The organism is Microbacterium meiriae (assembly GCF_040685015.1).
GTDB lineage: Bacteria > Actinomycetota > Actinomycetes > Actinomycetales > Microbacteriaceae > Microbacterium > Microbacterium meiriae.
Map to the genome: position 1 here is coordinate 1,539,566 of NZ_JBFBHD010000001.1, position 20,619 is coordinate 1,560,184.

Consider the following 20,619-nt stretch of genomic DNA (forward strand, 5'->3'; position numbering starts at 1 on the left):
ATAGACTGGGGGTGCCCGTGCTCACGGGCATTCTCCGCATCCGACCATTGGAGCCACCGTGGCCGAACAGTCCCGTCTTGACAAGGTCATCGCCCTCGCCCGCCACCGCGGGTTCGTGTTCCAGGCGGGTGAGATCTACGGCGGTTCCCGGTCGGCCTGGGACTACGGACCCCTCGGCACGGAGCTGAAGGAGAACATCCGCCGCCAGTGGTGGCAGACCTTCGTGCGCGGTCGCGGTGACATGGTCGGCCTCGACTCCAGCATCATCCTGCCGAAGCGCGTGTGGGAGGCCTCCGGCCACGTCGCGACCTTCACCGACCCGCTGGTCGAGTGCCTGCAGTGCCACAAGCGCTTCCGTGCCGACAACCTCATCGAGGACTTCGAGGCGCGCAAGGGGCGGAAGGCCGAGAACGGTCTGGCCGACATCCCCTGCCCGAACTGCGGCACCAAGGGGCAGTACACCGAGCCGAAGGCCTTCTCCGGTCTGGTGAAGACGTACCTCGGCGTCGTCGATGACGAGTCCGGCCTCTACTATCTGCGCCCCGAGACCGCGCAGGGCATCTTCGTGAACTTCGCGAACGTGCTCACCGCGAGCCGCAAGAAGCCGCCGTTCGGCATCGGCCAGGTCGGCAAGGCGTTCCGCAACGAGATCACCCCCGGCAACTTCATCTTCCGCACCCGCGAGTTCGAGCAGATGGAGATCGAGTTCTTCACGCCGCCCGCCGAGGCGCCGCAGTGGTTCGACCACTGGGTCGAGGCGTGCTGGAACTGGTTCATCGACCTCGGCATCGACCCGGAGAACATGCGGCAGTTCGACGTGCCGGAGGAGGACCGCGCGCACTACTCGGCCGGCACCATCGACGTCGAGTACCGCTTCGGCTTCGCCGGCAAGGAGTGGGGCGAGCTCATGGGCGTCGCCAACCGCACCGACTACGACCTCTCCAGCCACAGCGAGGCCTCCGGCCAGAGCCTGACGTACTTCGACCAGGCCACGGGCGAGCGCTACACCCCGTACGTGATCGAGCCCTCGTTCGGACTCACCCGCGCGATGATGGCCTTCCTCGTCGACGCGTACGTCGAGGAGCAGGTGCCCAACGCCAAGGGCGGCACCGACACGCGCACCGTGCTCAAGCTCGACCCGCGCCTGGCTCCGGTCAAGGCCGCCGTGCTCCCGCTGTCGCGCAACGAGAAGCTGTCGCCGCTCGCCCGCGAGGTGGCCGACACGCTGCGCGGCTCGTGGGCCGTGGACTTCGACGACGCCGGTGCGATCGGCCGGCGCTACCGCCGCCAGGACGAGATCGGCACGCCGTTCTGCGTCACGGTCGACTTCGACTCACTCGACGACCGCGCCGTGACGGTGCGCGACCGGGACACGATGGCACAGGAGCGCGTCCCGATCGACGAGCTGCACGCCTACCTGGCGGAGCGCCTCCGCGGCGCCTGACATGACGGCACCGGGGGGAGCCGACGCGCGGGTGGAATCCTCGCCCGTGCGTCCGGTCGCGGCCATCGTGCTCGGCGCGCTCGCCGTGTCGTGGATGATCCTCACGGTGCTCGACCTGCGCGAGAACGACGGCGCAGGCCCGATCATCGCGATGTTCGGCATCCCGGCGCTCGCGGCGGCGGTCATCATCCAGATCGTGATGGCGCGGCTGGGGGAGCGCAAGCGGGTGCCGAAGGCCGTGTTCTGGTGGGTGCTCGCGGTGCTGCCGCTGGGGACCCTTGCGGGCTTCGTCGTCGCGATCCTCCGCGACCCGGACTACTTCATCGCGGACGAAGGCCCCTGGATGCTGATCTGGGTGCCGATCTTCATCGTCGTGGGGCTGCTGCTCGGCGCCCTCGTCTGGTTCTTCTTCGTGTTCCCCCTCGTGTCGCTCGTGACGGTGATCCGCTTGATCGCCCGCGGGGAGGCGAAGCCCGGCGCCCTCATCATGCCGATCGTGCTGCTGAGCCTCGGGGTGCTGAGCATCGTGGGCGGACTCTCGATCGACACGGACAGCAGCGGCCGCGCGTCGTGGGGATCGATCATCGCCGCGTTCCTCGGTCTTCCCGGGAACTACGAGGTGATCTGGGAGCCCGGACTCTGGATCGTCCGCGGCATCGTCCTCGCGATCATCCTCCTCTTCGCCGTCCCCGCCGCCCACGCCCGCCTCTCCTCCCGCCTCCGCTCCCGCTGAGCCCCCGGGTTCCCGCCGAGACCCCGGGCTGCGTGTGGGGGTAGGTCGGGGTCTCGCCGAGAAAGCGGGGTCTGGCGGGCGCGGAGTGACCCTGCTATGGTCGCTCCTCGTGGGTACTCTGATTCGCTAGATCGGGACGCCGCGTCGAGAGCTCTTCTCCGCGGTGGGTCCTGAGCGACCCGCACCCGAGCAGGGTGCGGTCGAGGTTCCTGTTCCCCGCGTCATCGACGCAGATCCCGGCGGTGCGCGTGCGCCGCCGGAGAGGACCCCTCATGTTCCCTGTACCCTCGCCCCCTTCCGACACTCCGGCCCGCGTTCATCGCGAGTGCGCGCTGCAGGCCGCCTCCGTCCGGTTCGCCGACCGTCTCGTGCTGAACCGCATCGATCTCGCCGTCGGACCCGCCGACCGCCTCGCCGTCATCGGCGACAACGGCGCCGGGAAGTCGACGCTGCTCGATCTGCTCGCCGGTGTTCTCGCACCGACATCCGGGGAGGTGCGGCTCGACCTCCCCGGCGGGATCGCTCATGCCCGGCAGAACCCCGTGTTCGCGGATGGAGCGACGATGGCCGATGCCATCGACGATCTCCTCGGCGACCTCCGCGTGCTGGAGCGCGACCTCGGCCACGCGTACGAGCTCCTCGCCGCCGGGGGCTCCGCCGAGCGTGCGCAGCAGATGGCCGCTGTGGCCCTGTTGCAGGACCGTTTCGAGTCCCGCGAGGGATACGACGTCGACCGTCGCATCGACACCGCCCTGGAACAGCTCGGGCTGGGCGGAGTGGACCGCGCGCGACCGGTGGCCGCGCTGTCGGGCGGAGAGCGGGCGCGGCTCGCTCTCGCGGTCGCCCTCTCTTCCGGAGCCGAGATGCTGCTCCTCGACGAGCCCACGAACGACCTCGACGATCGGGCGCTGACCTGGCTCGAGGACCGTCTCGCGGCGCACCGCGGAGCGCTGGTGGTCGTGACCCACGACCGCGACTTCCTGGACCGTTTCGCGACGGCTGTCGTGCAGGTGGAGGACGGTCGGATCCGCCGCTACGGCGATGGTTACGCCGGGTTCCTGCGAGCGCGCGAGGCCGAGAGACGTGCGGCGGTCGCGCGCCACGAGGAGTGGAAGGCCGAGGTCGCCCGGGCCGAGTCGCTGCTCGCCGCCAACGCGTTCCGGCTGCAGGCGATCCCGCGGAAGCTCGAGCTCGACGGCTTCGGTCATGGCGCGTTCCGGGCGCGGAGCCGCGACCACGGTGCCGTCGGACGCATCCGCATGGCGAAGGAGAGGTTGTCGCGGCTGCGGGAGAACCCGTGCCCGGCGCCGCCCGAGCCCCTGCGGTTCGTGGTCGCAGCAGAGGATCGGGCACCGCTCGACGACCCGCTCCTGACCCTCGATGCCGTCTCGTTCCGTGAACCGGGACGACGGCTCGACGTGTCGCAGTGGACGATCGAGGCCGGTTCGCGGTGGCTCGTGACCGGGCCGAACGGCGCCGGGAAGACGACGCTCCTCCGCCTCCTCGTCGGCGAGCTGATCCCCGCGTCCGGGACGATCCGCCACGCGGACGGGCTGCGGATCGCGTTCCTCCGGCAGGAGGTCGATACCCGTTTGCGAGGCACGGCCATCGAGGTCTTCGCGGCGCCGACGGGGACGCCGCCGGCGGATGCGCACGACGCTCTCCTGGCTCATGGACTCTTCCGCGGGCCGGAGGCGGACCGCGACGTGCGGACACTCTCGGTCGGGCAGCGTCGCCGGCTGGATCTCGCGGTCGCCCTGGCGTCGCGGTTCGACCTGCTGCTGCTCGATGAGCCGACGAACCATCTCGACCCCGAGCTCGTGGAGCAGCTCGAGGACGCCCTCGTCGATCACCCCGCCGCCGTCGTCACAGTGACGCACGACCGCCGGTGGCGGCGTCACGCGGAGCACGCGCGGCGCGTGCAGGTCGAGGAGGGGGTGGCCACCACCTGAGACCCCGCCCTCCCGCCGAGACCCCGGGCCCCACACGTCCCCACCCCGGGGTCTCGGCGGGAACCCGGGGTCTCGGCGACAGGAGGGGGAGCTACGACGTGATCGTCAGGTGCATACGCGCGTCGCCGCCGGACTCGACCCAGGCGCGCGAACGCTCGAGGATCCCGCGCAGCACGTCGAGGTCGACCTGGTCGAGGTCCTTGATGTAAAGGCAGCCCACCCCTGTCGTGTGCGGGCCGAGCGCGCCGAGAGCCTCCGCGTGGGCGTCCACGCCGTCGAGGAGGTAGATCGTGGTCGCGGCCTTCCGGGGGGCGAAGCTCAGAATGCCGCTGTCGCCCTCCGTCCCGGTGGGGTAGCGGTAGTGGCAGGAGCCGAACCCGATGATCGAGCCCCAGGTCTGCGGTTCGCGTCCGGAGATGTCCCGCAGGAGAGCGATCAGCGTCTCCGCATCACGGCGACGCACGGCCGGGGAGGAGCGGGCGATCAGCCCCGCGACGTCGTCCCCGGTCGGCTGCACTACTTCGCCGCCTTCGCCGCCGCCTTCATCGCCTTCTTGTACTCGCGCACCTTCGTCAGCGACTCGGGCGACACGATGTCGGCGACGCTGCGGTACGAACCGTCCTCGCCGTAGGGAGCGGAGGCCTCCCGCCAGCCCTCGCCGGTGAACCCGTACTGCTTGCCGAGGAGGGCGAGGAAGATCTTCGCCTTCTGCTCACCGAAGCCGGGAAGAGCCTTGAGTCTCTTGAGCACCTCGGCGCCGCTCGGCTGGGTCCCTGAGCCTGTCGACGGGCCTGAGCCTGTCGAAGGGCGCGTCCACAGGGCGGCGGCGTCCCCGTCCCACTCGTCGACGAGCGCCTGGCACAGGGTCTGCACCCGCGTCGCCATGGATCCGGGGAACCGGTGCACGGCGGGGGTCTGCCGGAAGGCCTCCAGGAACTCCTCCGGTGCCATGCCCGCGATCGCCGCGGCATCCGTGGCGCCGGTGCGCTGCTCGATCTTGAGCGGACCGGAGAACGCGGTCTCCATGGGGATCTGCTGGTCCAGCAGCATGCCGATCAGCAGAGCCGTCGGGTTCTCGGTCAGCAGGGCGTCGGCGGCGGTGTCTCCGGTGATGTGAAGGGCCATGAGTCCCATCCTCTCTCACTACGGGGCGGCGGATTCGCAGATGCAGAGCTGGGTCGAGGAGCCCGCCCCGAAGAGGCTGCCGTCCCAGCCGCCGAAGCGCTCGACCAGTCGGAGTCCGGCATGCGCAAGGAGCACCGGCAGTTCCTGGGGGAAGATGCTCCGCACCTCGATGGACACCGTCTGGAAGTCGGGCTCGGAGTCCGTCGAGAAGTACCAGGTGCCGCGCGTCACCTGTGCGGCGGCATCATAGGCGTCCGCGACGTCGACGCGGACGTCGCCGCGGTCGGGATCGGCGAATGTCGTGCGCGGGCGCCGGACCCCGTCGGCGTCAGCCAGGAGCCGCACGTCGGGATGGAAGACGTCGAAAGCGAAACGTCCGCCGGGCGCGAGGTGCCGCCGTGCCGCGCGGAAGCACTGCACGATGTCGTCAGCCTCGTGCAGGTGCAGCAGAGCGTTGCCCGCGATGAAGATGAGGTCGGACTCGTCGCCCAGGTCGAGGTCGCGCATGTCGCCGTGCTGCCACTCGACGGACACACCGCGCTCCTCAGCCTTCTGACGTGCCACAGCCAGCATGTCGAGCGACAGGTCGAGTCCGACGCTTGGGTGCCCGTCGGCCGCGATCGGGATCAGCTTCTGACCGGTTCCGCATCCGAGCTCGAGCACGCGACCGCCCACGCTGTCGGCTTCGGCACGGTAGAAGTCCACGGCTGCCTCGCTCGTCGGAAACAGCAGGTCGTACAGCCTCGCGTCCGAGTACAGATCCTGGGTCATTCGGGCCTCCTCGTGCCCCACGCTCTCACAGCGCGGATCCTCGCGCAGCCCATGGCTCCCGCCCTCTGGTCCATCAGCATGTCGACGCGCAGCACGCGGCTCTCGTTCCGCAGCGTCGGCGGCGGCGGTGTCTCCGGTGATGTGGAGGGCCGCGCCTCCCATCTCGCCCTCACGGGATCAGGCTGTGGCGGCGTCCTCGACCGTGTCCGCGGCAGGGGTGATGCCGTACAGCGTCGCGAGCGCGGCGGCGAACTCGTCCGCGCGACCGGCGGCGGCGAGCTCATGAGCCCGCACGGTCGGCGTGTGCAGCAGCACGCCGGAGAGGTGCCGGAGGGCCTGCTCGACCTTGCCGTCCTCGTCGCCGCGGGCGCGCGCACGGTCGATCTCGCGCTCCAGCAGCTCGAAGATGTGCGACCGGAACGCCACCACCGACGGGGTCACGCTCTGGCGGGCACCGACGACGTGGAAGGTCTCCGCGGCCTCGCGGACGACGCTCCGGGCGGCGTCCGTCGCCTGCAGCTCCTCGAGCGGGGCGTGCAGGCGGATGGTCTCCAGGTCCAGCAGCGCGACGCCCTCCAGTGCGGCCACGGCCGGGTCGACGTTGCGCGGCATGCCGAGGTCGACCACCAGCCGGCTCGGGACACCGGTGGTGCCGCTGGTCGCGCTGACGGGGCAGCCCGCGGCGGCGAGGCCGACCGGGAGCTGCAGGTGCTCCGGGCCGAGCACGGGCTCGGTCGCGGTGGTGCAGGTGATCAGCAGCGTGGAGTGCGCCGCCGTGCGTGCGTACTCGTCTGCCGGAACCGGGCGGATGTCGTGCTTGGCCGCGAAGATCTCTGCGCGGCCAGAGGGGGAGTAGACGGAGATGTCGACGGCGCCGCGCTCGCGCAGAGTCGCGAGGGTGACGGCGGCGTAGGCTCCGGTGCCGACCAGCAGCACGCGCTCGGCCGACCAGTCGGCGATGCGGCTGTCGGCGAGCTCCAGTGCGAGACGCACGAGAGATCGACCGGCGCGGCCGAGGGCGGTGACGTTCTTGACCTTGCGCTGCGCCTGGCTCGCGCGCTGGAACAGGCGCTCGAGCTCGGGGGAGGTGGTGCCGTCCTTGCGGGCGGACTTCAGGGCACGCCGCACCTGGCCGGCGATCTCGCCCTCGCCGGAGACGACGGACTCGAGACCGGAGGCCACGGAGAAGAGGTGCTCGGCGACGCGGCGACCGGAATGCACGGCGTAGGCACCGTCGAGGTCGGCGGCGGGAATGCCGGTCGCGGACTCGACGGCCTCGATCACGGCTTCGACGCCGATGGCGCCGGCCGCGGTCACGGGCTCGTCCATTTCCACGTACGCCTCGAAGCGGTTGCACGTCGCCAGGACCACGGCACCCTGCACGCACGGCGCCATGCCCACGATGGTGGGAGCGACGTCGTCGGGGGTGCGGCTCAGGCGTTCGAGCAGTTCGAAGGAGGCGGTCTTGTGACTCGCCGTCACACACAGCAGCACCCTTCGATTGTACCCGAGCGTACGGAGCCGGGACTCGGCGGCTCCCTAGGCGCCGGATGGGAGGATGGGGGCATGGCACTCTCCGACGCCCCGCTGCTGCGCGCCCTCACCGGCGACCGCCCCGCCACCGCTCCGGTCTGGTTCATGCGCCAGGCGGGCCGGTCCCTGCCCGAGTACCGGGAGCTGCGGGTCGGCACGCGCATGCTCGACGCCTGCCTCACCCCCGACCTCGCCGCCGAGATCACCCTCCAGCCCGTGCGACGGCACGGCGTCGACGCGGCGGTCTTCTTCAGCGACATCGTCATCCCGCTGCGTCTCGCCGGCGTGGACGTGGAGATCGAGCCCGGCCGCGGCCCGGTCTTCGCGAACCCGGTGCGGACGGTCGCCGACGTCGACCGCATCACGGCGATCGATCCGGACAGCCTCGACGGCAGCGCGATCGCGGAAGCCGTCGGCATCGTCGCCGCCGAGCTCGGCGACACTCCGGTCATCGGCTTCGCGGGAGCCCCCTTCACGCTCGCGGCGTATCTCGTCGAGGGCGGTCCGTCCAAGGAGCACCTGCGTGCGCGCGGCATGATGCACGCGGAGCCCGAGGCCTGGCACCGTCTCGCGGGCTGGCTGGCGCAGATCTCGCGGCGGTTCCTGGAGACGCAGCGCGATGCCGGCGCCGCGGTCGTGCAGCTCTTCGACAGCTGGGCGGGTTCCCTCAGCCCCGCCGACTACCGCACCTTCGTGGCGCCGCACTCACGGACCGCTCTGGACGGCATCGGCGTCCCGACGATCCACTTCGGCGTCGGCACCGGCCCCTTCCTCGGCGACATGCGGCTGGACGGCATCGCCGACGGCGTGGGGGTCGACTGGCGGCTGCCCCTCGACGAGGCCGCCGCGATCCTCGGCCCCGACGTCTCGGTGCAGGGGAACATCGACCCCGCGTTCCTCGGCGCGCCGTGGCCGGTGCTCGAGGCGCATGTCCGCGACGTGCTCGAACGCGGTCGCGCGGCCCGCGGGCACATCCTCAACCTCGGCCATGGTGTGCCCCCGGAGACCGACCCCGACCAGCTCACCCGTATCGTCGAGCTGGTGCACGCCGGCTGACCTCCGTTCGAATCGCCTGCTTTGCGGCATCTGCGGCCCAGATGCAGCCATTCAGGCGATTCGAAGCGCCCGCACCAGCCGCAGATCCGAAAGACCGAAGCGCCCGGTGGGCAGCGCCGCGCGGATGCGGTCGTCGTCGAACGGCCGCGACGGACGGATCCCCTCCGGCGGCTCCGGCGCCCACGGTGCCGGCTCGCTGACGCCCTCCGCGAGCATCCGCGCCTGCGCCTTCGCGACCAGGGGCACGACCATGGTCCACTCGGTGAGCTGCGCGAGCACCCGCACGACCCAGGCCGGAACGGGGAGGAACGCGGGACGACGTCCGGCGACGCGGGCGATCCGGCGGATGGCCTCCCCGAGCGTGACCTCGTCCGCCCCCATCACGGCGACCGTCGGCTCCGGGATGCGGCCCTCGAGCGCGGCCACCAGCACGTCCGCGGCATCCTCGACGGGGACCGGGCGGGCGGTGCGTTCGCGGTAGCCGACCGTCCAGAAGAAGGGGAGGGTGCGGACGGCACGGGTCACATGGTCGACCATGTGATCGCCGGGGCCGTAGATCATCCCGGACTTCAGGATCGTGTGCGGGAGCCCGGAGCCGCGGATGATCTCCTCGGCCTCCCACTTCGACTCGTGGTAAGCGGAGCCGCAGTCGGGCCGGGCGCGGAGGAAGCTCACCATGACGAGCCGCCGGACGCCGGCGCGGCGAGCGGCCTCGACGACGGCGGCCGTGCCCTCGACGTGCACGCGGCGGAAGGTCTGGTCGCCGATCTCCCGGTTGATCCCGGCGCAGTGGGCGACCGCGTCGCATCCGGCGAAGGCGGCGGTCAGCGCGTCGACGTCGGTGATGTCCGTGCCGGAGCGTCGGGAGATCGCCACGGGCTCCTCCAGGCGATCGGCGAGGGCGCGGCCGACGAATCCACTGCCTCCGGTGATGGCGACCTTCATGGTGTTCTCCTTCGCTAATTAGCTATCTGGCGAAACTGTATCTAGCGAAGGTGCTATATTGCAAGCATGGCCGACAGCGCATCCGACATCTTCGCGGCGCTCGCCCATCCCACCCGGAGGCAGATCCTGCAGGACCTCAAGGAGGGGGAGCTCGCGGCCGGGGAGATCGCGTCCCGCTTCTCCGCGAGCGGCCCGACCATCTCCCGGCACCTGAGCGTGCTGCGGCAGGCAGGCCTCGTCTCCGAACGTCGCGATGCCAACCGCATCTTCTACTCGCTCGTCGGTGAACGCCTCGCCCTCTCCGTCGGCGACTTCCTCTCCACGGTCTGTCCCGAGCAGATCGTCCTCCGCGAGGTGCGCAAGCGCGGTCGGGCCTGACCTCCGTTCGAATCGCGCACCTGGCGGCATCCGCGGCGATTATCCGGTCAATCGGGCGATTCGAAGCACAGGGGCGGTGAAAGGATGGAGGCATGAGCCCCGAGCACCCCGCACCCGCTGAACCGGCCGACCTGGCCGCCCGTGCCGCACGGAAGCACGTCGTCGTGGTGGGCGGCGGCGTCGGCGGACTCGTGGCCGCGCGGGAGTGCGCGAAGGTCGGCATGCAGGTCACGCTGCTCGAAGGGTCCGAGTCGCTGGGTGGCGTGATCCGCAGAGTCGCGCTGGACGGTGTCGTCGTCGACGCGGGCGCGGAGAGCTACGCGACGAAGGGCGGGCACGTCCGGGCTCTCGTGAACGATCTCGGTCTCTCCGACCGCGTCGTGACGCCGCAGGCGGGAGGCGCGTGGCTCGCCGGACTCCCCGGCGGCGGCGCGGCTCCGCTTCCGGCCGGCGGCATCCTCGGCATCCCCGGCAACCCCTTCCAGGACGACGTCCGCCGCATCATCGGCTGGTCGGGCGCCTGGCGGGCCTATCTCGACCGGGTGCGCCCGCCGCTCACCATCGGCCACCAGCTGAGCCTCGGCCGCCTCGTCGCCTCGCGCATGGGGGAGAAGGTGCGCGACCGCCTCGTCGCCCCCGTCACCACGGGTGTCTACTCCGCCTCCCCGGACGACGTGGACATCGACGTCGCCGCCCCCGGACTCAACGCCGCCCTGACCCGCGTCGGATCCCTCTCCGGGGCGGTGCTGGCCCTCCGCGGTGAGGCGGCGTCGCGCGGCGCGAAGACTCCCGGTGCCGCCGTCGAGGGGCTCGTCGGCGGGATGAGCGTACTCGTCGACGCCCTCGCGGCCGACCTCGACGAACTCGGTGCGACCGTGCGCACCCGCGTCCGAGCTCGTCGCCTCACCACCGACGGCACCACCTGGCGCGTCGTGGTCGAGGAGCCCGCCGCGGAGGAGCCGATCGAGGGCGAGGAGACGACGCAGGAGGCGGAACTCGTCGCCGACGCCGTGATCGTCGCGACCTCCGAGCACGGGGCGCGGGAGCTGCTCGCGGGCGCCGTGCCCGCCCTCGCGGCCGCCGACGCGGCACCGGCCCCCGAGATCGAGATCATCAGTCTGCTGCTCGACGCGCCCGCGTTGCGCACCCCGCCCCGGGGCACCGGCGTGCTCACGGTGCCGCACAGCCACACGGCGAAGGCGCTCACGCATTCCACGGCGAAGTGGTCCTGGGTGCGTGAGGCCGCCGGCGACCGGGAGGTCGTCCGCGTCTCGTTCGGTGCCCAGGGGGAGCCGGCGGCGACGGCGGCGCTGGACGACGAGGCCGCGGTCGACCTCGCCCGCCGGGAGGCCTCGGCCCTCCTGGGGGTTCCCCTGACGGCCGACCAGGTCGTGGCAGGCCACCGGGGGCGCTTCGTGCAGGCGCAGCCGGCGTCGATCATCGGGTCGGGAGAGCGCCGCGCGGCGGCGCGTCAGGCCGTGCAGGCGGTTCCAGGTCTGGCCGCGGTGGGGGCCTGGCTGGCCGGCACCGGGCTCGCGCAGGTCGTGCCGGACGCCGCGGAGGAAGCCGAGCGCCTGCGTCGCGCCCTCCTCTGGGACTGAGTGCGCGCGGGGCGTACGCGAGTGCGCTCCGGGGCTCCGTGTCAACCCTCTCATCGATTGATGCCGAAATCGGCATACGGCGTTACGCTGGGTACCTGATCGCGGCGGAGACGCGGGCGATCGGGCGTCCCCCGGGACGGACCACAGCCGGAACAACGTGAGGAGACCCCATGAAGGGGAAGATCGGACTCGTCGTCGGACTCGGCGTCGGCTATGTGCTCGGCACCCGCGCAGGACGCGAGCGTTACGAGCAGATCAAGACGCAGTGGCTGAAGGTCTGGAACACGGACCCGGTGCAGGAGCGCGTCGACAAGGTCAAGGGCTTCGTCGGCGACAAGGCCGCCGCGGTTCCCGGCGCGGTCTGGACCGGCGCCGTCAAGATCGTCAAGTCGGTCAAGGGCGACGGCACGCCCGGCCAGAAGCTCGACGCGGTCATCGCCTCCGGCAAGGACGCCGCGGAAGAGATCTCGGACGCCGCGGAGGACGCGGTCGACGAGGTCAAGGAGCGCGCGGCCGAGGCCCAGAAGCCCGCGGCGTCGAAGCCCGCCGCGAGCAAGCCCACCCCGCGGAAGTCCGACGACTGACATGCCCCGCGGATATCGGGATCGCGCCGACGACAGTCTGCTGACGCTGCTCGGCGACCTGCCGGAGCTCGTCACCACCCTCGTCAAGGCCGAGATCGACGCGGCCAAGGCGTGGGTGTCGCGCACGGCGAAGGATGCGGGCGTCGGCTCCGTCTGGTTCCTCGTCGCGCTGTTCTTCCTGTTCTGGGCCGTGCCCGTGATCCTCGTGTTCGCGATCGCGGGGCTGTCGTCGTGGTGGCCGGTATGGCTGTCCGCGCTGGCGGTGTTCGGCATCCTCATCGTCGCCGTGCTGCTGTTCGCGCTGCTCGGCATCCTGAAGTTCCGCAAGGTGCTCCGTCGCCAGAACCCGGCACAGGCCGTGGCCGAGGACATCCGAATCGTGAAGGAGGCCGGCGATGAGCACCCCTGAGTCTCTGCCGCGCACCGCGGTCCCCGCGGGAATCGTCGATCCCGTCGCCTCGGCGCGGGCGGAGTTGAAGGCGGCCCTGGCCGCCATCGAGGTCAAGGGGAACATCCCCCGGCGCGTGGAGAAGGCGTCGGCGCGGGCGGCCGTGAAGGCGCGCGCGTTCGCCGACCGCAACCCCGCCGCAGCGATCGCCGCGACCGTGGGCATCGCCGCCGTCGTCGGCGGGGCGGTGTGGGCCATCGCCCGCGCCATCGCCCGCTGATCGACCCCCGTACCGCCCTCGCGTGGGGGCAGTATTCCCCTGATTAGCGGCTCCTCCGCAAAGGGGGCAGACTGGGATCATGTCCGACCTGCGTGAAGAGAACCCGTCCGGTTACACCCTCTGGGCCGTCTGGCGACGCAATCCCGATGCTCCCGTCACCGAGAACGACGCGACCGAGGTCGAGTCGATCGTCTCGCACATCGAGGACTCGGGCGTCACCGTCCGCGGCTTCTACGACGTCTCCGGGCTCAAGGCCGACGCCGACCTCATGGTGTGGCTGCACGGTGCCACGGCCGAGGAGCTGCAGCGGGCGCTCCGTCGCCTGCGCCGCACCGAGATGCTGCGTTCGCTCCTGCCGGTGTGGAACGCCATGGGTGTCCACCGCGACGCCGAGTTCAACCGCGCGCACGTCCCCGGGTTCCTCCGTGGCATCGAGCCCAAGGACTGGCTCGTCCTCTACCCGTTCGTCCGCACCCCGGAGTGGTACCTCGCGCCGGAGGGGGAGCGCCGCACGATGCTCGCCGACCACGGTCGCAAGGGCGCCGCGTTCACCGGTGTCATCGCGAACACCGTCGCAGCCTTCGCGCTGGGCGACTACGAGTGGCTGCTCCCGATGGAGGCGGATGAACTCACGGATCTCGTCGACATGATGCGCGACCTCCGCTACACCGACGCCCGCATGTTCGTGAAGGAGGAGGTGCCCTTCTACACGGGGCGCCGCCTGCGCTTCGACGAGATCGCGGACGTGCTGCAGTAAGCGCCATGAGCACCCCCATCCGTCTCGGCACCCGTCGCAGCGCGCTCGCGCAGGCGCAGTCGGGCCACGTCGCCGCAGCGCTCGAGAAGGTCACCGGCCGGCGCGTCGAGCTCGTCCCGATCACCAGCGAGGGCGACACCAATCGCGCCTCGTTGTCGGAGATCGGCGGCCTCGGCATCTTCGCCACCCGTCTCCGTGAGGCCCTCCTCGCCGGCGAGTGCGACTTCCTCGTGCACTCCCTCAAGGATCTCCCGACCGCGGTGCCGGAGTCGCTCGTCATCGCCGCGACGCCCCGACGGGAGGATGCCCGCGACGTGGTGCTCACCCGACACGGCATCCCGCTGCATGAGCTGCCGGCCGGGAGCGCGGTGGGCACCGGGTCGCCCCGCCGCATCGCGCAGGTCCACCGTCGTGCGCCCCGCGCTCACGTCGTGGACATCCGCGGCAACGTCGACTCCCGGCTCTCCCGCGTCGCGTCCGGCGAGTTGGACGCCGTGATCCTCGCCGCCGCCGGGCTCTCGCGGCTGGGCACCGATTCGCCCCTGCATCGCGAGGAGCTCGGTCTCGCGGAATGGCCGACGGCGCCGGGCCAGGGGTCGCTGGCAGTCGAGACGCGGGCGGATGCCCCGGAGGAGCTGCGCGCGGCGCTGTCGGCGCTGGACCACCGCGAGACGCGGCTCGCGATCACGGTCGAGCGGGCCATCCTGGAGGGCCTGGACGCCGGTTGTCAAGCCCCCATGGCGGCGCACGCCGTCGTCCAGGGGGCAGAGATCCGCGTCAGGACAGTGGTCTACGCCCCGGACGGGGGTCGCCGGATCGGTCTGGACGTCACGGAAGCCCTGAACGGGGAGTATATTCATCGGAACGGCAGTGGCAATGGTGCGGATGCTGCCGATGGTGCAGACCCGATGCACGCAGCGCGTGAGTTCGGGCTCGCTGTTGCCCGTCGGCTGCTCGATCAAGGGGCGGCCGACCTCGTCCCTCAAGAGCAATCCGAATTGTCATGACCACTTCTGAAAGCAAGCAGGACCGACCGCTGGACGGCTGGCGCATCCTCGTGCCCCGTGGCGGACCCTGGGGCGACAGCGTCGCCGCGAGTCTCCGGAACCTCGGGGCCGTTCCCGTCGTCGCCCCGCTCATCAACTTCGCGCCCACGACGGACCAGGCGACGCTCGACCGGGCGCTGGAGCAGCTCGCGGCCGGTGAGTTCGATTGGCTGACCGTCACGAGCGCGACCACGGTGGACGTGCTGTTCGCCCACCGCGCCGTCGTGCCGAAGACCACGAAGATCGCGGCCGTCGGCGAGACGACGGCCACGGCGCTGCAGGCCGTGGGCTACGAGGTCGCCCTGGTGCCGGAACAGGACAACTCCGCGCAGGGCATGGCGCAGCAGCTCATCGCCCTGGAGCACGAGCCGCGCCGCATCCTGGCGCTGCGCAGCGAGATCGCCAAGCCCGTCCTCAGCCTCCTCCTTTCCGACGCGGGGCACGACGTGCACGGCGTCGTCGCCTATCGCACGGTCGGCGTCCCGGTGACGGAGCGCATCCGCCGCGATGTCGAGAACGGCCGGATCAACGCGATCCTCATCACCAGCGGTTCGGTGGCCGAGCAGGTGCGGGAACAGTTCCCCGAGATCCCGGACGAGACGCTGCTCGCGGCGATCGGTCCCCGCACGGCGAAGGACGCCGAGCGTGCCGGTCTCCCCGTCTCGGTGGTCGCCGACCGGCAGACCATCGATGCGCTGATCGAAGCCGTCTCGCAGTTCACCCTTCCGCACGCGGCAGACGAGTTCGCGCCGTGAGCTTCCCCGACATCCGCCTGCGCCGACTTCGCCAGTCGCGCGCCGTCCGCGACCTCGTGCGCGAGACCTCTCTCGAGCCCCGGCAGCTCGTGCTCCCGCTCTTCGTCCGCGAGGGCCGGAGCGAACCGGTCGCCATCGGGTCGATGCCCGGTGTCGCCCAGCACTCGATCGACTCGCTGCGCGCTGCGGCCGTGGAGGCCGCGGAGGCCGGGGTCGGCGGCGTCATGCTGTTCGGCGTTCCCGCGGTGCGCGACGCCCGGGGCTCCGGCGCGGACGACCCGCAGGGCATCCTGAACGTCGCCACCGAAGCGCTGGCGGCCGAGGTCGGCGACGCCCTCGTCGTGCAGACCGACCTCTGTCTCGACGAGTTCACCGACCACGGTCACTGCGGCGTCCTCGCCGCCGACGGCTCCGTGGACAACGACGCGACCCTGGAGCGGTACGCCTCGATGGCCCTGGCCCAGGCGCGCGCAGGGTCCCAGCTGCTCGGGCTGTCCGGGATGATGGACGGCCAGGTCGCCGTGATCCGTCAGGCGCTCGACGCCGAGGGGTTCACGGACACGCTGATCCTGGCGTATGCCGCGAAGTACGCGAGCGCGTTCTACGGCCCGTTCCGCGAAGCCGTCGACTCGCAGCTCCAGGGCGACCGCCGTACGTACCAGCTCGACCCCGGCAACCGCCGCGAGGGCGTGCGGGAGGCCCTGGTAGACGAGGACGAGGGCGCGGACATCGTCATGGTGAAGCCGGCGATGGCCTTCCTGGACGTGCTCCGCGAGGTGCGCGACGCCGTGACCGTCCCGGTCTGGGCGTACCAGGTGTCGGGCGAGTACGCGATGATCGAGGCCGCCGCGGCGAACGGGTGGATCGATCGTCGTGCCGCGGTGCTCGAGTCGCTGCTCTCGATCCGTCGCGCGGGTGCCGACGCGGTGCTGACCTACTGGGCCACGGAAGCCGCCCGCTGGCTGCGCGGCTGAGCCTCCCTCCTGTCCGCAGACGGCCTTCGAAGGGCAGGCGGCGGGTTAGCCTGGAAGGGATGCCGGGAGAGCTCCGTGCATCACGGAGGAGCCTCGATGACCGACCGCAATGACGACCTTTTCTCTGCCGCCCGTGCGGTGATCCCCGGCGGGGTGAACTCTCCGGTGCGCGCCTACGGGTCGGTCGGCGGGACGCCGCGGTTCCTCGCCTCGGCGCGGGGAGCGACCGTGACCGATGCCGCGGGCAACGAGTACGTCGACCTCGTCGCGTCGTGGGGCCCCGCGCTGCTCGGCCACGCACAGCCCGAGGTCGTCGCCGCGGTGCAGGAAGCCGCCACCCGCGGGCTCTCGTTCGGCGCTCCCACCGAGGGGGAGGTCGAGCTCGCCGCGCTCATCGCAGACCGCGTCCGCTTCGGCGAGATCCGTCCCGTCGAGCGTGTCCGGTTGGTCTCGACCGGCACCGAGGCCACCATGACCGCCATCCGCCTCGCTCGCGGCGCGACCGGCCGCGATCTGCTCGTGAAGTTCGCCGGCCATTATCACGGCCACTCCGACGGCCTGCTCGCCGAGGCCGGCTCCGGGGTCGCCACCCTCGCGCTGCCCGGCTCGGCAGGCGTGCCCGCGCCGATCGCTGCGCAGACGCTCGTGATCCGCTACAACGACCCGGAGGCGCTCGCCGCCGTCTTCGCCGAGCACGGCCCGCGGATCGCGGCCGTCATCGTCGAGGCCTCGGCGGCGAACATGGGCGTCGTCCCTCCGCTGCCGGGCTTCAACCGCCTCATCGCGGAGACCGCCCACGCGCACGGCGCCCTCATGATCCTCGACGAGGTCCTCACCGGATTCCGGGTGCACCCGGCGGGCTTCTGGGGACTCCAGGCGGAGGCGGGGGAGGACTACCTGCCCGACATCCTCACCTTCGGGAAGGTCGTCGGCGGCGGTATGCCGCTGGCGGCCCTCGGCGGTCGTGCCGAGGTCATGGACCTTCTGGCGCCGCTCGGCCCGGTCTACCAGGCGGGCACGCTCTCCGGGAACCCGCTGTCGGTGGCCGCGGGCCTGGCCACGCTGCGACTCGCGACGCCCGAGGTCTACGCGACCGTCGACGCCGCAGCCGCTCGGGTGTCGTCGGCGCTGGACCGCGCGCTCGGCGAGGCCGGGGTCACCCACGCTCTGGCGTCCGCCGGCAACCTCTTCAGCGCGTCTTTCCGGGCCTCCGCTCCGCGCGACTACGCCGAGGCGCAGGCGCAGGAGTCTTTCCGGTACGCCGCGTTCTTCCACGCGATGCGCGAGCACGGGGTCGCGCTGCCGCCGAGCGTCTTCGAGGCCTGGTTCCTCACCGCCGCGCACGGCGAGGACGAGCTCCAGCGCATCGAGGAGGCCCTGCCGCACGCCGCCCGGGCCGCCCTCACCGCGCGTCCCTGACTTCCGCCGCCGCTCCTCTTTCGCGCGAGGACAGGCGCCCGCGCGGGAACAGGGGCCCCTGGACCCTGCTGCCTGAGGTCGCGCGGATGCCTGCCCAGGGAGCGGCGGTCGCGAGGTCGGCGAGATCAGGCGCTCGCGCGGAGTCAGGCTTGCGCTCCCGGTAGCGGCCTGTTCCGGCGTGGGCGCCTGTCCTCGCGGGAGGTGGTTGCTGCGGGTGGGCGTGCGGGTGGGCGTGTGGGTGATTCCGACAAGGGATCGTTGCGTTCCTGTGAGCAACTTCCAGCCAACCGGGAGGGCGGCGCTGGCAGACTGGGGGCATGGTGACGTTGTTGCTGGATCAGACGCAACTCGAGGTCGTGCTCTCGCCCATCGAACGTGCCGCCACCTTCCACCGTGAGAACGTCCGCATCGTGCGCGACACGATCACCAAGGTCCAGCTGACCGATGACGCCTGGACCTGGCTCCGCGGCGTCCCGAACCCGGGCACCCACATCCCGGGCGTGCTGGCGGCGGGGAGCTGGAAGGCCGCGGGCAGCCTCGACTTCGTGCTGATCCGTCGCCGTCGCCCCAGCGTGGTCGTCGACCTCGAGGGCGACCCGCAGTACAACCGGCTGATCCTCACCACCCGGCACGGCCTCGCGCTCACGCAGGCTCTCCGTCTCCCCGTGTCGGAGGAGCCCGCGACGGTCGAGGAGATCGTCGCCACGGCCCCGACTCCCGTCTCGAAGGGCAGTCGCCGGCCCGTCATCCGGCCCCGTCCGGCCTGACCTCACACACGAACGCCCTCCCGATCGGGAGGGCGTTCGTGTGTGCGGTTCAGCCGTGGTTCTCGTCGGAGCGCGCGCCGTGGTCCTCGTCCGTCTGCGCGTCGGGTGCCTGCTCCTGACCTGGAGCGTGCGCACCGGGCTCCTCCGAGGACTCGTCGTCCGCGGATGGCTGCTCCTCGGACGATGCGGTCTCGGCGGGGGCGTCGCCCTCCGCGGACGCGAGCGGGTAGTCCCTGGGCTCGTCCTCGTAGTAGGCGCGGGCGGCGGCGGCGAGCATGGAGCTCACGGCCGCGGATCGCGGGTCCTCGTCGTCGGTCGCGGGATCGGATGCCTCTGCCGGCTGCGTCGTGTCGGCGGTCGCGGTCTCGTCGTTCGCGGCGGACGCGGCGTCGAGCTCGGAGAAGAACTCCACGCCCGCGGGCTCCGGTTCGTCGGCCGCGGACTCCGCGTCCTCGGTGCCGGTCGTGTCGTCGGCGGCGTCGATGTCAGACGGAGTCTCGGGGCCCTCGATCTCGGCTCCATCTGCGGGGACGGACGCGGCGGGTGTCGTCTCGTCCGACTCCCCTGGGGCGGGAGCGTCCTGTCCCGCCGACTGCTCGGGCGATGTGCGCGCCTCCGCCGTGTCTTCGTCCGCCATCTCGGCGGAGGATGCCGCGAACAGGGCGGCGAAAGAGCGTCGCGGGGACTCGGTCGCGGGCACCGGCGCGGGAGCGCCGAAGAGGATGTCGTCGAACGAACGCGAGGAGTCGGACTCCGCGTCGGACGCGGTGTCGGGCTCCGCATCCGTCTCCTCCTCGGCATCGCTCAACGTCAGCGCCGCGGTCTCCTCGACCACGGGGATGACCTGGACGGTCTCGTCGCCCGCAGCGGTCTCGACCACGGTCACGAGCTGGGTGGTCTCGTCGTCGACCGGGCCCTCGGCTCCCGCCGTCTCGTCATCGTCGCCGGACCCGGTGGCCGCGGCATCGCCGGGGATCTCCGTGCTGAGGTCATCGGCGAGAGCCGCGGCACCGCCGGCCGCGAGAGCGGAGGCGGCGGCACCGGCGGCCGCATCGCCTGTCGTGACCGTCTCGGTCCCGGTCGAAGCGTCTTCCGACGGTTCGACCGCCGGAGCGGTGTCGAACCGGCCGCCGCGCATGAGGTCGATGAAGACGTCCTCCAGCGTCGGGCCGCGCTGCACGAGCGTGCTCAGAGCGATACCGGCGTCCGCAGCCACGGCACCCACTCGGCTCGCGTCGGTGCCGCGCACGGTCAGGCCGGAGCGGAGCACCTCGATGTCGAACCCGGCGGCGACCAGTGCGGTCGTGAGGCCCGGGCGATCGACGGAGTCGACGACCACCGAGCCGCCGGCCGGATCGGCGAGGGTCTCGATGCCGCTCGACAGCACGAGGCGCCCCTTGGAGAGCACGAGGACGTGGTCGGCGACCTGCTCGATCTCGCTGAGCACGTGGGACGAGACCAGCACCGTGCGGCCTTCGTCGGCGAGGCGACGCATCAGCAGACGCATCCAGCGGATGCCCTCGGGGTCGAGACCGTTCGCCGGCTCGTCGAACACGAGCGCTCCGGGGTCGCCGAGGAGCGCGTGGGCGACGCTGAGGCGCTGGCGCATGCCGAGCGAGAACCCGCCGATGCGCGTGTCCGCTTCGTCCTCCAGGCCGACCAGGGAGATCACCTCGTCGACGCGGGCGAGGCGGATGCCGTTGGCCTTCGCGGCGATGGTGAGCTGACGACTCGCGGTGCGGCGCGGCCGGTAGGCCGTCTCCTCCAGGACCGCGCCGATGGTGCGCAGCGGCTGGCGCAGCTCCGCGTACGCGACGCCGCCGATCGTGGCGGTGCCAGACGTGGGGCGCACCTGGCCGAGCAGGATGCGCAGGGTCGTCGTCTTGCCCGCGCCGTTGGGGCCGAGGAAAGCGGTGACCGCGCCGGGCTCGACACGTGCGGAGAAGTCCGAGACGGCCGTCACCTCGTTGAAGCGCTTCGTCACATTCGTGAACTCGAGCACCTGTCCTTCGGGCATCCGGGACCTCTCGTTGCGATGAACAGTTCCTCCTATCCTGCCGGAAAACCGCCCCGGAACCCGCATTTCGTGCGGAATCCGGCCGCATGCGACG

Annotated in this window: 21 protein-coding genes; 15 read left to right on the forward strand and 6 right to left on the reverse strand. The window is 71.7% G+C overall.

Annotated features, from left to right (window positions below; all coding sequences use genetic code 11):
• Positions 1 to 58 precede the first annotated feature (58 nt).
• From AB0N68_RS07550 to AB0N68_RS07560, 3 genes are all read left to right on the forward strand, one after another.
• On the forward strand, positions 59 to 1,444 hold the full coding sequence (locus AB0N68_RS07550) for a glycine--tRNA ligase (RefSeq protein WP_187662571.1): 1,386 nt from the start codon (positions 59 to 61) through the stop codon (positions 1,442 to 1,444).
• 31 nt (positions 1,445 to 1,475) lie between these two features.
• Positions 1,476 to 2,177 (forward strand): hypothetical protein, encoded by a 702-nt coding sequence (locus AB0N68_RS07555; protein ID WP_363332433.1) that lies wholly within the window; start codon positions 1,476 to 1,478, stop codon positions 2,175 to 2,177.
• Between the two features lie 272 nt (positions 2,178 to 2,449).
• A complete protein-coding gene (locus AB0N68_RS07560; RefSeq protein WP_268777009.1) occupies positions 2,450 to 4,129 on the forward strand; it encodes an ABC-F family ATP-binding cassette domain-containing protein in 1,680 nt (559 codons plus the stop codon).
• A 91-nt stretch (positions 4,130 to 4,220) separates the two neighbouring features.
• Here the strand turns inward: AB0N68_RS07560 and AB0N68_RS07565 are convergent, their stop codons facing one another.
• The 4 genes from AB0N68_RS07565 to AB0N68_RS07580 all read right to left on the reverse strand — a co-directional run bounded on the left by AB0N68_RS07565 (position 4,221) and on the right by AB0N68_RS07580 (position 7,519).
• On the reverse strand, positions 4,221 to 4,646 hold the full coding sequence (locus tag AB0N68_RS07565; RefSeq protein WP_259954408.1) for a DUF1801 domain-containing protein: 426 nt from the start codon (positions 4,644 to 4,646) through the stop codon (positions 4,221 to 4,223).
• Positions 4,646 to 5,254 (reverse strand): HhH-GPD-type base excision DNA repair protein, encoded by a 609-nt coding sequence (locus AB0N68_RS07570; RefSeq protein ID WP_259954406.1) that lies wholly within the window; start codon positions 5,252 to 5,254, stop codon positions 4,646 to 4,648. Before AB0N68_RS07570 ends, AB0N68_RS07565 begins: the two co-directional genes overlap by 1 nt.
• Positions 5,255 to 5,272: 18 nt before the next feature.
• Complete coding sequence (locus tag AB0N68_RS07575) at positions 5,273 to 6,025, reverse strand: class I SAM-dependent methyltransferase (RefSeq protein ID WP_292797849.1); 753 nt, start codon at positions 6,023 to 6,025, stop codon at positions 5,273 to 5,275.
• 177 nt (positions 6,026 to 6,202) lie between these two features.
• Positions 6,203 to 7,519, reverse strand: coding sequence for a glutamyl-tRNA reductase (locus AB0N68_RS07580; RefSeq protein ID WP_187662566.1), 1,317 nt, complete (start codon positions 7,517 to 7,519; stop codon positions 6,203 to 6,205).
• A gap of 72 nt (positions 7,520 to 7,591) precedes the next feature.
• Between AB0N68_RS07580 and hemE the strand changes: the two genes are divergently transcribed.
• Entirely contained in the window at positions 7,592 to 8,614 is a 1,023-nt protein-coding gene (hemE, locus tag AB0N68_RS07585) for a uroporphyrinogen decarboxylase (protein WP_259954402.1), read from the forward strand.
• Positions 8,615 to 8,665: 51 nt separating this feature from the next.
• Here hemE and AB0N68_RS07590 read toward each other — a convergent pair whose 3' ends face one another.
• Positions 8,666 to 9,559, reverse strand: a complete 894-nt coding sequence (locus AB0N68_RS07590) for an NAD(P)H-binding protein (protein ID WP_292797845.1) — start codon at positions 9,557 to 9,559, stop codon at positions 8,666 to 8,668.
• 66 nt (positions 9,560 to 9,625) lie between these two features.
• Between AB0N68_RS07590 and AB0N68_RS07595 the strand changes: the two genes are divergently transcribed.
• From AB0N68_RS07595 to AB0N68_RS07645, 11 genes are all read left to right on the forward strand, one after another.
• Positions 9,626 to 9,937: a metalloregulator ArsR/SmtB family transcription factor gene (locus AB0N68_RS07595; RefSeq protein WP_060921528.1), complete on the forward strand. Its 312-nt coding sequence runs from the start codon at positions 9,626 to 9,628 to the stop codon at positions 9,935 to 9,937.
• Between the two features lie 92 nt (positions 9,938 to 10,029).
• Positions 10,030 to 11,538 carry a protoporphyrinogen/coproporphyrinogen oxidase gene (locus tag AB0N68_RS07600; RefSeq protein ID WP_280567760.1) on the forward strand — a complete coding sequence of 503 codons (1,509 nt, stop codon included), beginning with the start codon at positions 10,030 to 10,032 and terminating at the stop codon, positions 11,536 to 11,538.
• Between the two features lie 170 nt (positions 11,539 to 11,708).
• Positions 11,709 to 12,122: a hypothetical protein gene (locus AB0N68_RS07605; RefSeq protein ID WP_259954394.1), complete on the forward strand. Its 414-nt coding sequence runs from the start codon at positions 11,709 to 11,711 to the stop codon at positions 12,120 to 12,122.
• Between the two features lies 1 nt (position 12,123).
• Positions 12,124 to 12,531, forward strand: a complete 408-nt coding sequence (locus AB0N68_RS07610; RefSeq protein ID WP_259954392.1) for a phage holin family protein — start codon at positions 12,124 to 12,126, stop codon at positions 12,529 to 12,531.
• Positions 12,518 to 12,790 (forward strand): hypothetical protein, encoded by a 273-nt coding sequence (locus AB0N68_RS07615; RefSeq protein ID WP_187662562.1) that lies wholly within the window; start codon positions 12,518 to 12,520, stop codon positions 12,788 to 12,790. The genes AB0N68_RS07610 and AB0N68_RS07615 overlap by 14 nt, the downstream gene beginning before the upstream one ends.
• A gap of 76 nt (positions 12,791 to 12,866) precedes the next feature.
• Entirely contained in the window at positions 12,867 to 13,547 is a 681-nt protein-coding gene (gene hemQ / locus AB0N68_RS07620; protein WP_370429007.1) for a hydrogen peroxide-dependent heme synthase, read from the forward strand.
• A gap of 5 nt (positions 13,548 to 13,552) precedes the next feature.
• Complete coding sequence (hemC, locus tag AB0N68_RS07625; protein WP_187662560.1) at positions 13,553 to 14,554, forward strand: hydroxymethylbilane synthase; 1,002 nt, start codon at positions 13,553 to 13,555, stop codon at positions 14,552 to 14,554.
• Positions 14,551 to 15,348 carry a uroporphyrinogen-III synthase gene (locus AB0N68_RS07630; RefSeq protein WP_187662559.1) on the forward strand — a complete coding sequence of 266 codons (798 nt, stop codon included), beginning with the start codon at positions 14,551 to 14,553 and terminating at the stop codon, positions 15,346 to 15,348. Before hemC ends, AB0N68_RS07630 begins: the two co-directional genes overlap by 4 nt.
• Positions 15,345 to 16,322 (forward strand): porphobilinogen synthase, encoded by a 978-nt coding sequence (gene hemB / locus AB0N68_RS07635; RefSeq protein ID WP_363332440.1) that lies wholly within the window; start codon positions 15,345 to 15,347, stop codon positions 16,320 to 16,322. The genes AB0N68_RS07630 and hemB overlap by 4 nt, the downstream gene beginning before the upstream one ends.
• Before the next feature lie 96 nt (positions 16,323 to 16,418).
• Positions 16,419 to 17,741 (forward strand): glutamate-1-semialdehyde 2,1-aminomutase, encoded by a 1,323-nt coding sequence (hemL, locus tag AB0N68_RS07640; protein WP_259954388.1) that lies wholly within the window; start codon positions 16,419 to 16,421, stop codon positions 17,739 to 17,741.
• Between the two features lie 317 nt (positions 17,742 to 18,058).
• A complete protein-coding gene (locus tag AB0N68_RS07645; RefSeq protein WP_136052962.1) occupies positions 18,059 to 18,508 on the forward strand; it encodes a hypothetical protein in 450 nt (149 codons plus the stop codon).
• Positions 18,509 to 18,557: 49 nt separating this feature from the next.
• Here the strand turns inward: AB0N68_RS07645 and AB0N68_RS07650 are convergent, their stop codons facing one another.
• Entirely contained in the window at positions 18,558 to 20,525 is a 1,968-nt protein-coding gene (locus tag AB0N68_RS07650) for an ATP-binding cassette domain-containing protein (RefSeq protein WP_292797832.1), read from the reverse strand.
• Between the last annotated feature and the right edge of the window lie 94 nt (positions 20,526 to 20,619).

What these genes read in the sequence shown, in the direction of transcription:
- AB0N68_RS07560 (WP_268777009.1), top strand. Translation starts at nt 2,450, where the DNA reads ATGTTCCCTGTACCCTCGCCCCCTTCCGACACTCCGGCCCGCGTTCAT.
- AB0N68_RS07570 (WP_259954406.1), bottom strand. Translation starts at nt 5,254, where the DNA reads ATGGCCCTTCACATCACCGGAGACACCGCCGCCGACGCCCTGCTGACC.
- AB0N68_RS07575 (WP_292797849.1), bottom strand. Translation starts at nt 6,025, where the DNA reads ATGACCCAGGATCTGTACTCGGACGCGAGGCTGTACGACCTGCTGTTT.
- hemE (WP_259954402.1), top strand. Translation starts at nt 7,592, where the DNA reads ATGGCACTCTCCGACGCCCCGCTGCTGCGCGCCCTCACCGGCGACCGC.
- AB0N68_RS07590 (WP_292797845.1), bottom strand. Translation starts at nt 9,559, where the DNA reads ATGAAGGTCGCCATCACCGGAGGCAGTGGATTCGTCGGCCGCGCCCTC.
- AB0N68_RS07595 (WP_060921528.1), top strand. Translation starts at nt 9,626, where the DNA reads ATGGCCGACAGCGCATCCGACATCTTCGCGGCGCTCGCCCATCCCACC.
- AB0N68_RS07600 (WP_280567760.1), top strand. Translation starts at nt 10,030, where the DNA reads ATGAGCCCCGAGCACCCCGCACCCGCTGAACCGGCCGACCTGGCCGCC.
- AB0N68_RS07605 (WP_259954394.1), top strand. Translation starts at nt 11,709, where the DNA reads ATGAAGGGGAAGATCGGACTCGTCGTCGGACTCGGCGTCGGCTATGTG.
- AB0N68_RS07610 (WP_259954392.1), top strand. Translation starts at nt 12,124, where the DNA reads ATGCCCCGCGGATATCGGGATCGCGCCGACGACAGTCTGCTGACGCTG.
- AB0N68_RS07615 (WP_187662562.1), top strand. Translation starts at nt 12,518, where the DNA reads ATGAGCACCCCTGAGTCTCTGCCGCGCACCGCGGTCCCCGCGGGAATC.
- hemC (WP_187662560.1), top strand. Translation starts at nt 13,553, where the DNA reads ATGAGCACCCCCATCCGTCTCGGCACCCGTCGCAGCGCGCTCGCGCAG.
- AB0N68_RS07630 (WP_187662559.1), top strand. Translation starts at nt 14,551, where the DNA reads ATGACCACTTCTGAAAGCAAGCAGGACCGACCGCTGGACGGCTGGCGC.
- hemL (WP_259954388.1), top strand. Translation starts at nt 16,419, where the DNA reads ATGACCGACCGCAATGACGACCTTTTCTCTGCCGCCCGTGCGGTGATC.
- AB0N68_RS07645 (WP_136052962.1), top strand. Translation starts at nt 18,059, where the DNA reads ATGGTGACGTTGTTGCTGGATCAGACGCAACTCGAGGTCGTGCTCTCG.
- AB0N68_RS07650 (WP_292797832.1), bottom strand. Translation starts at nt 20,525, where the DNA reads ATGCCCGAAGGACAGGTGCTCGAGTTCACGAATGTGACGAAGCGCTTC.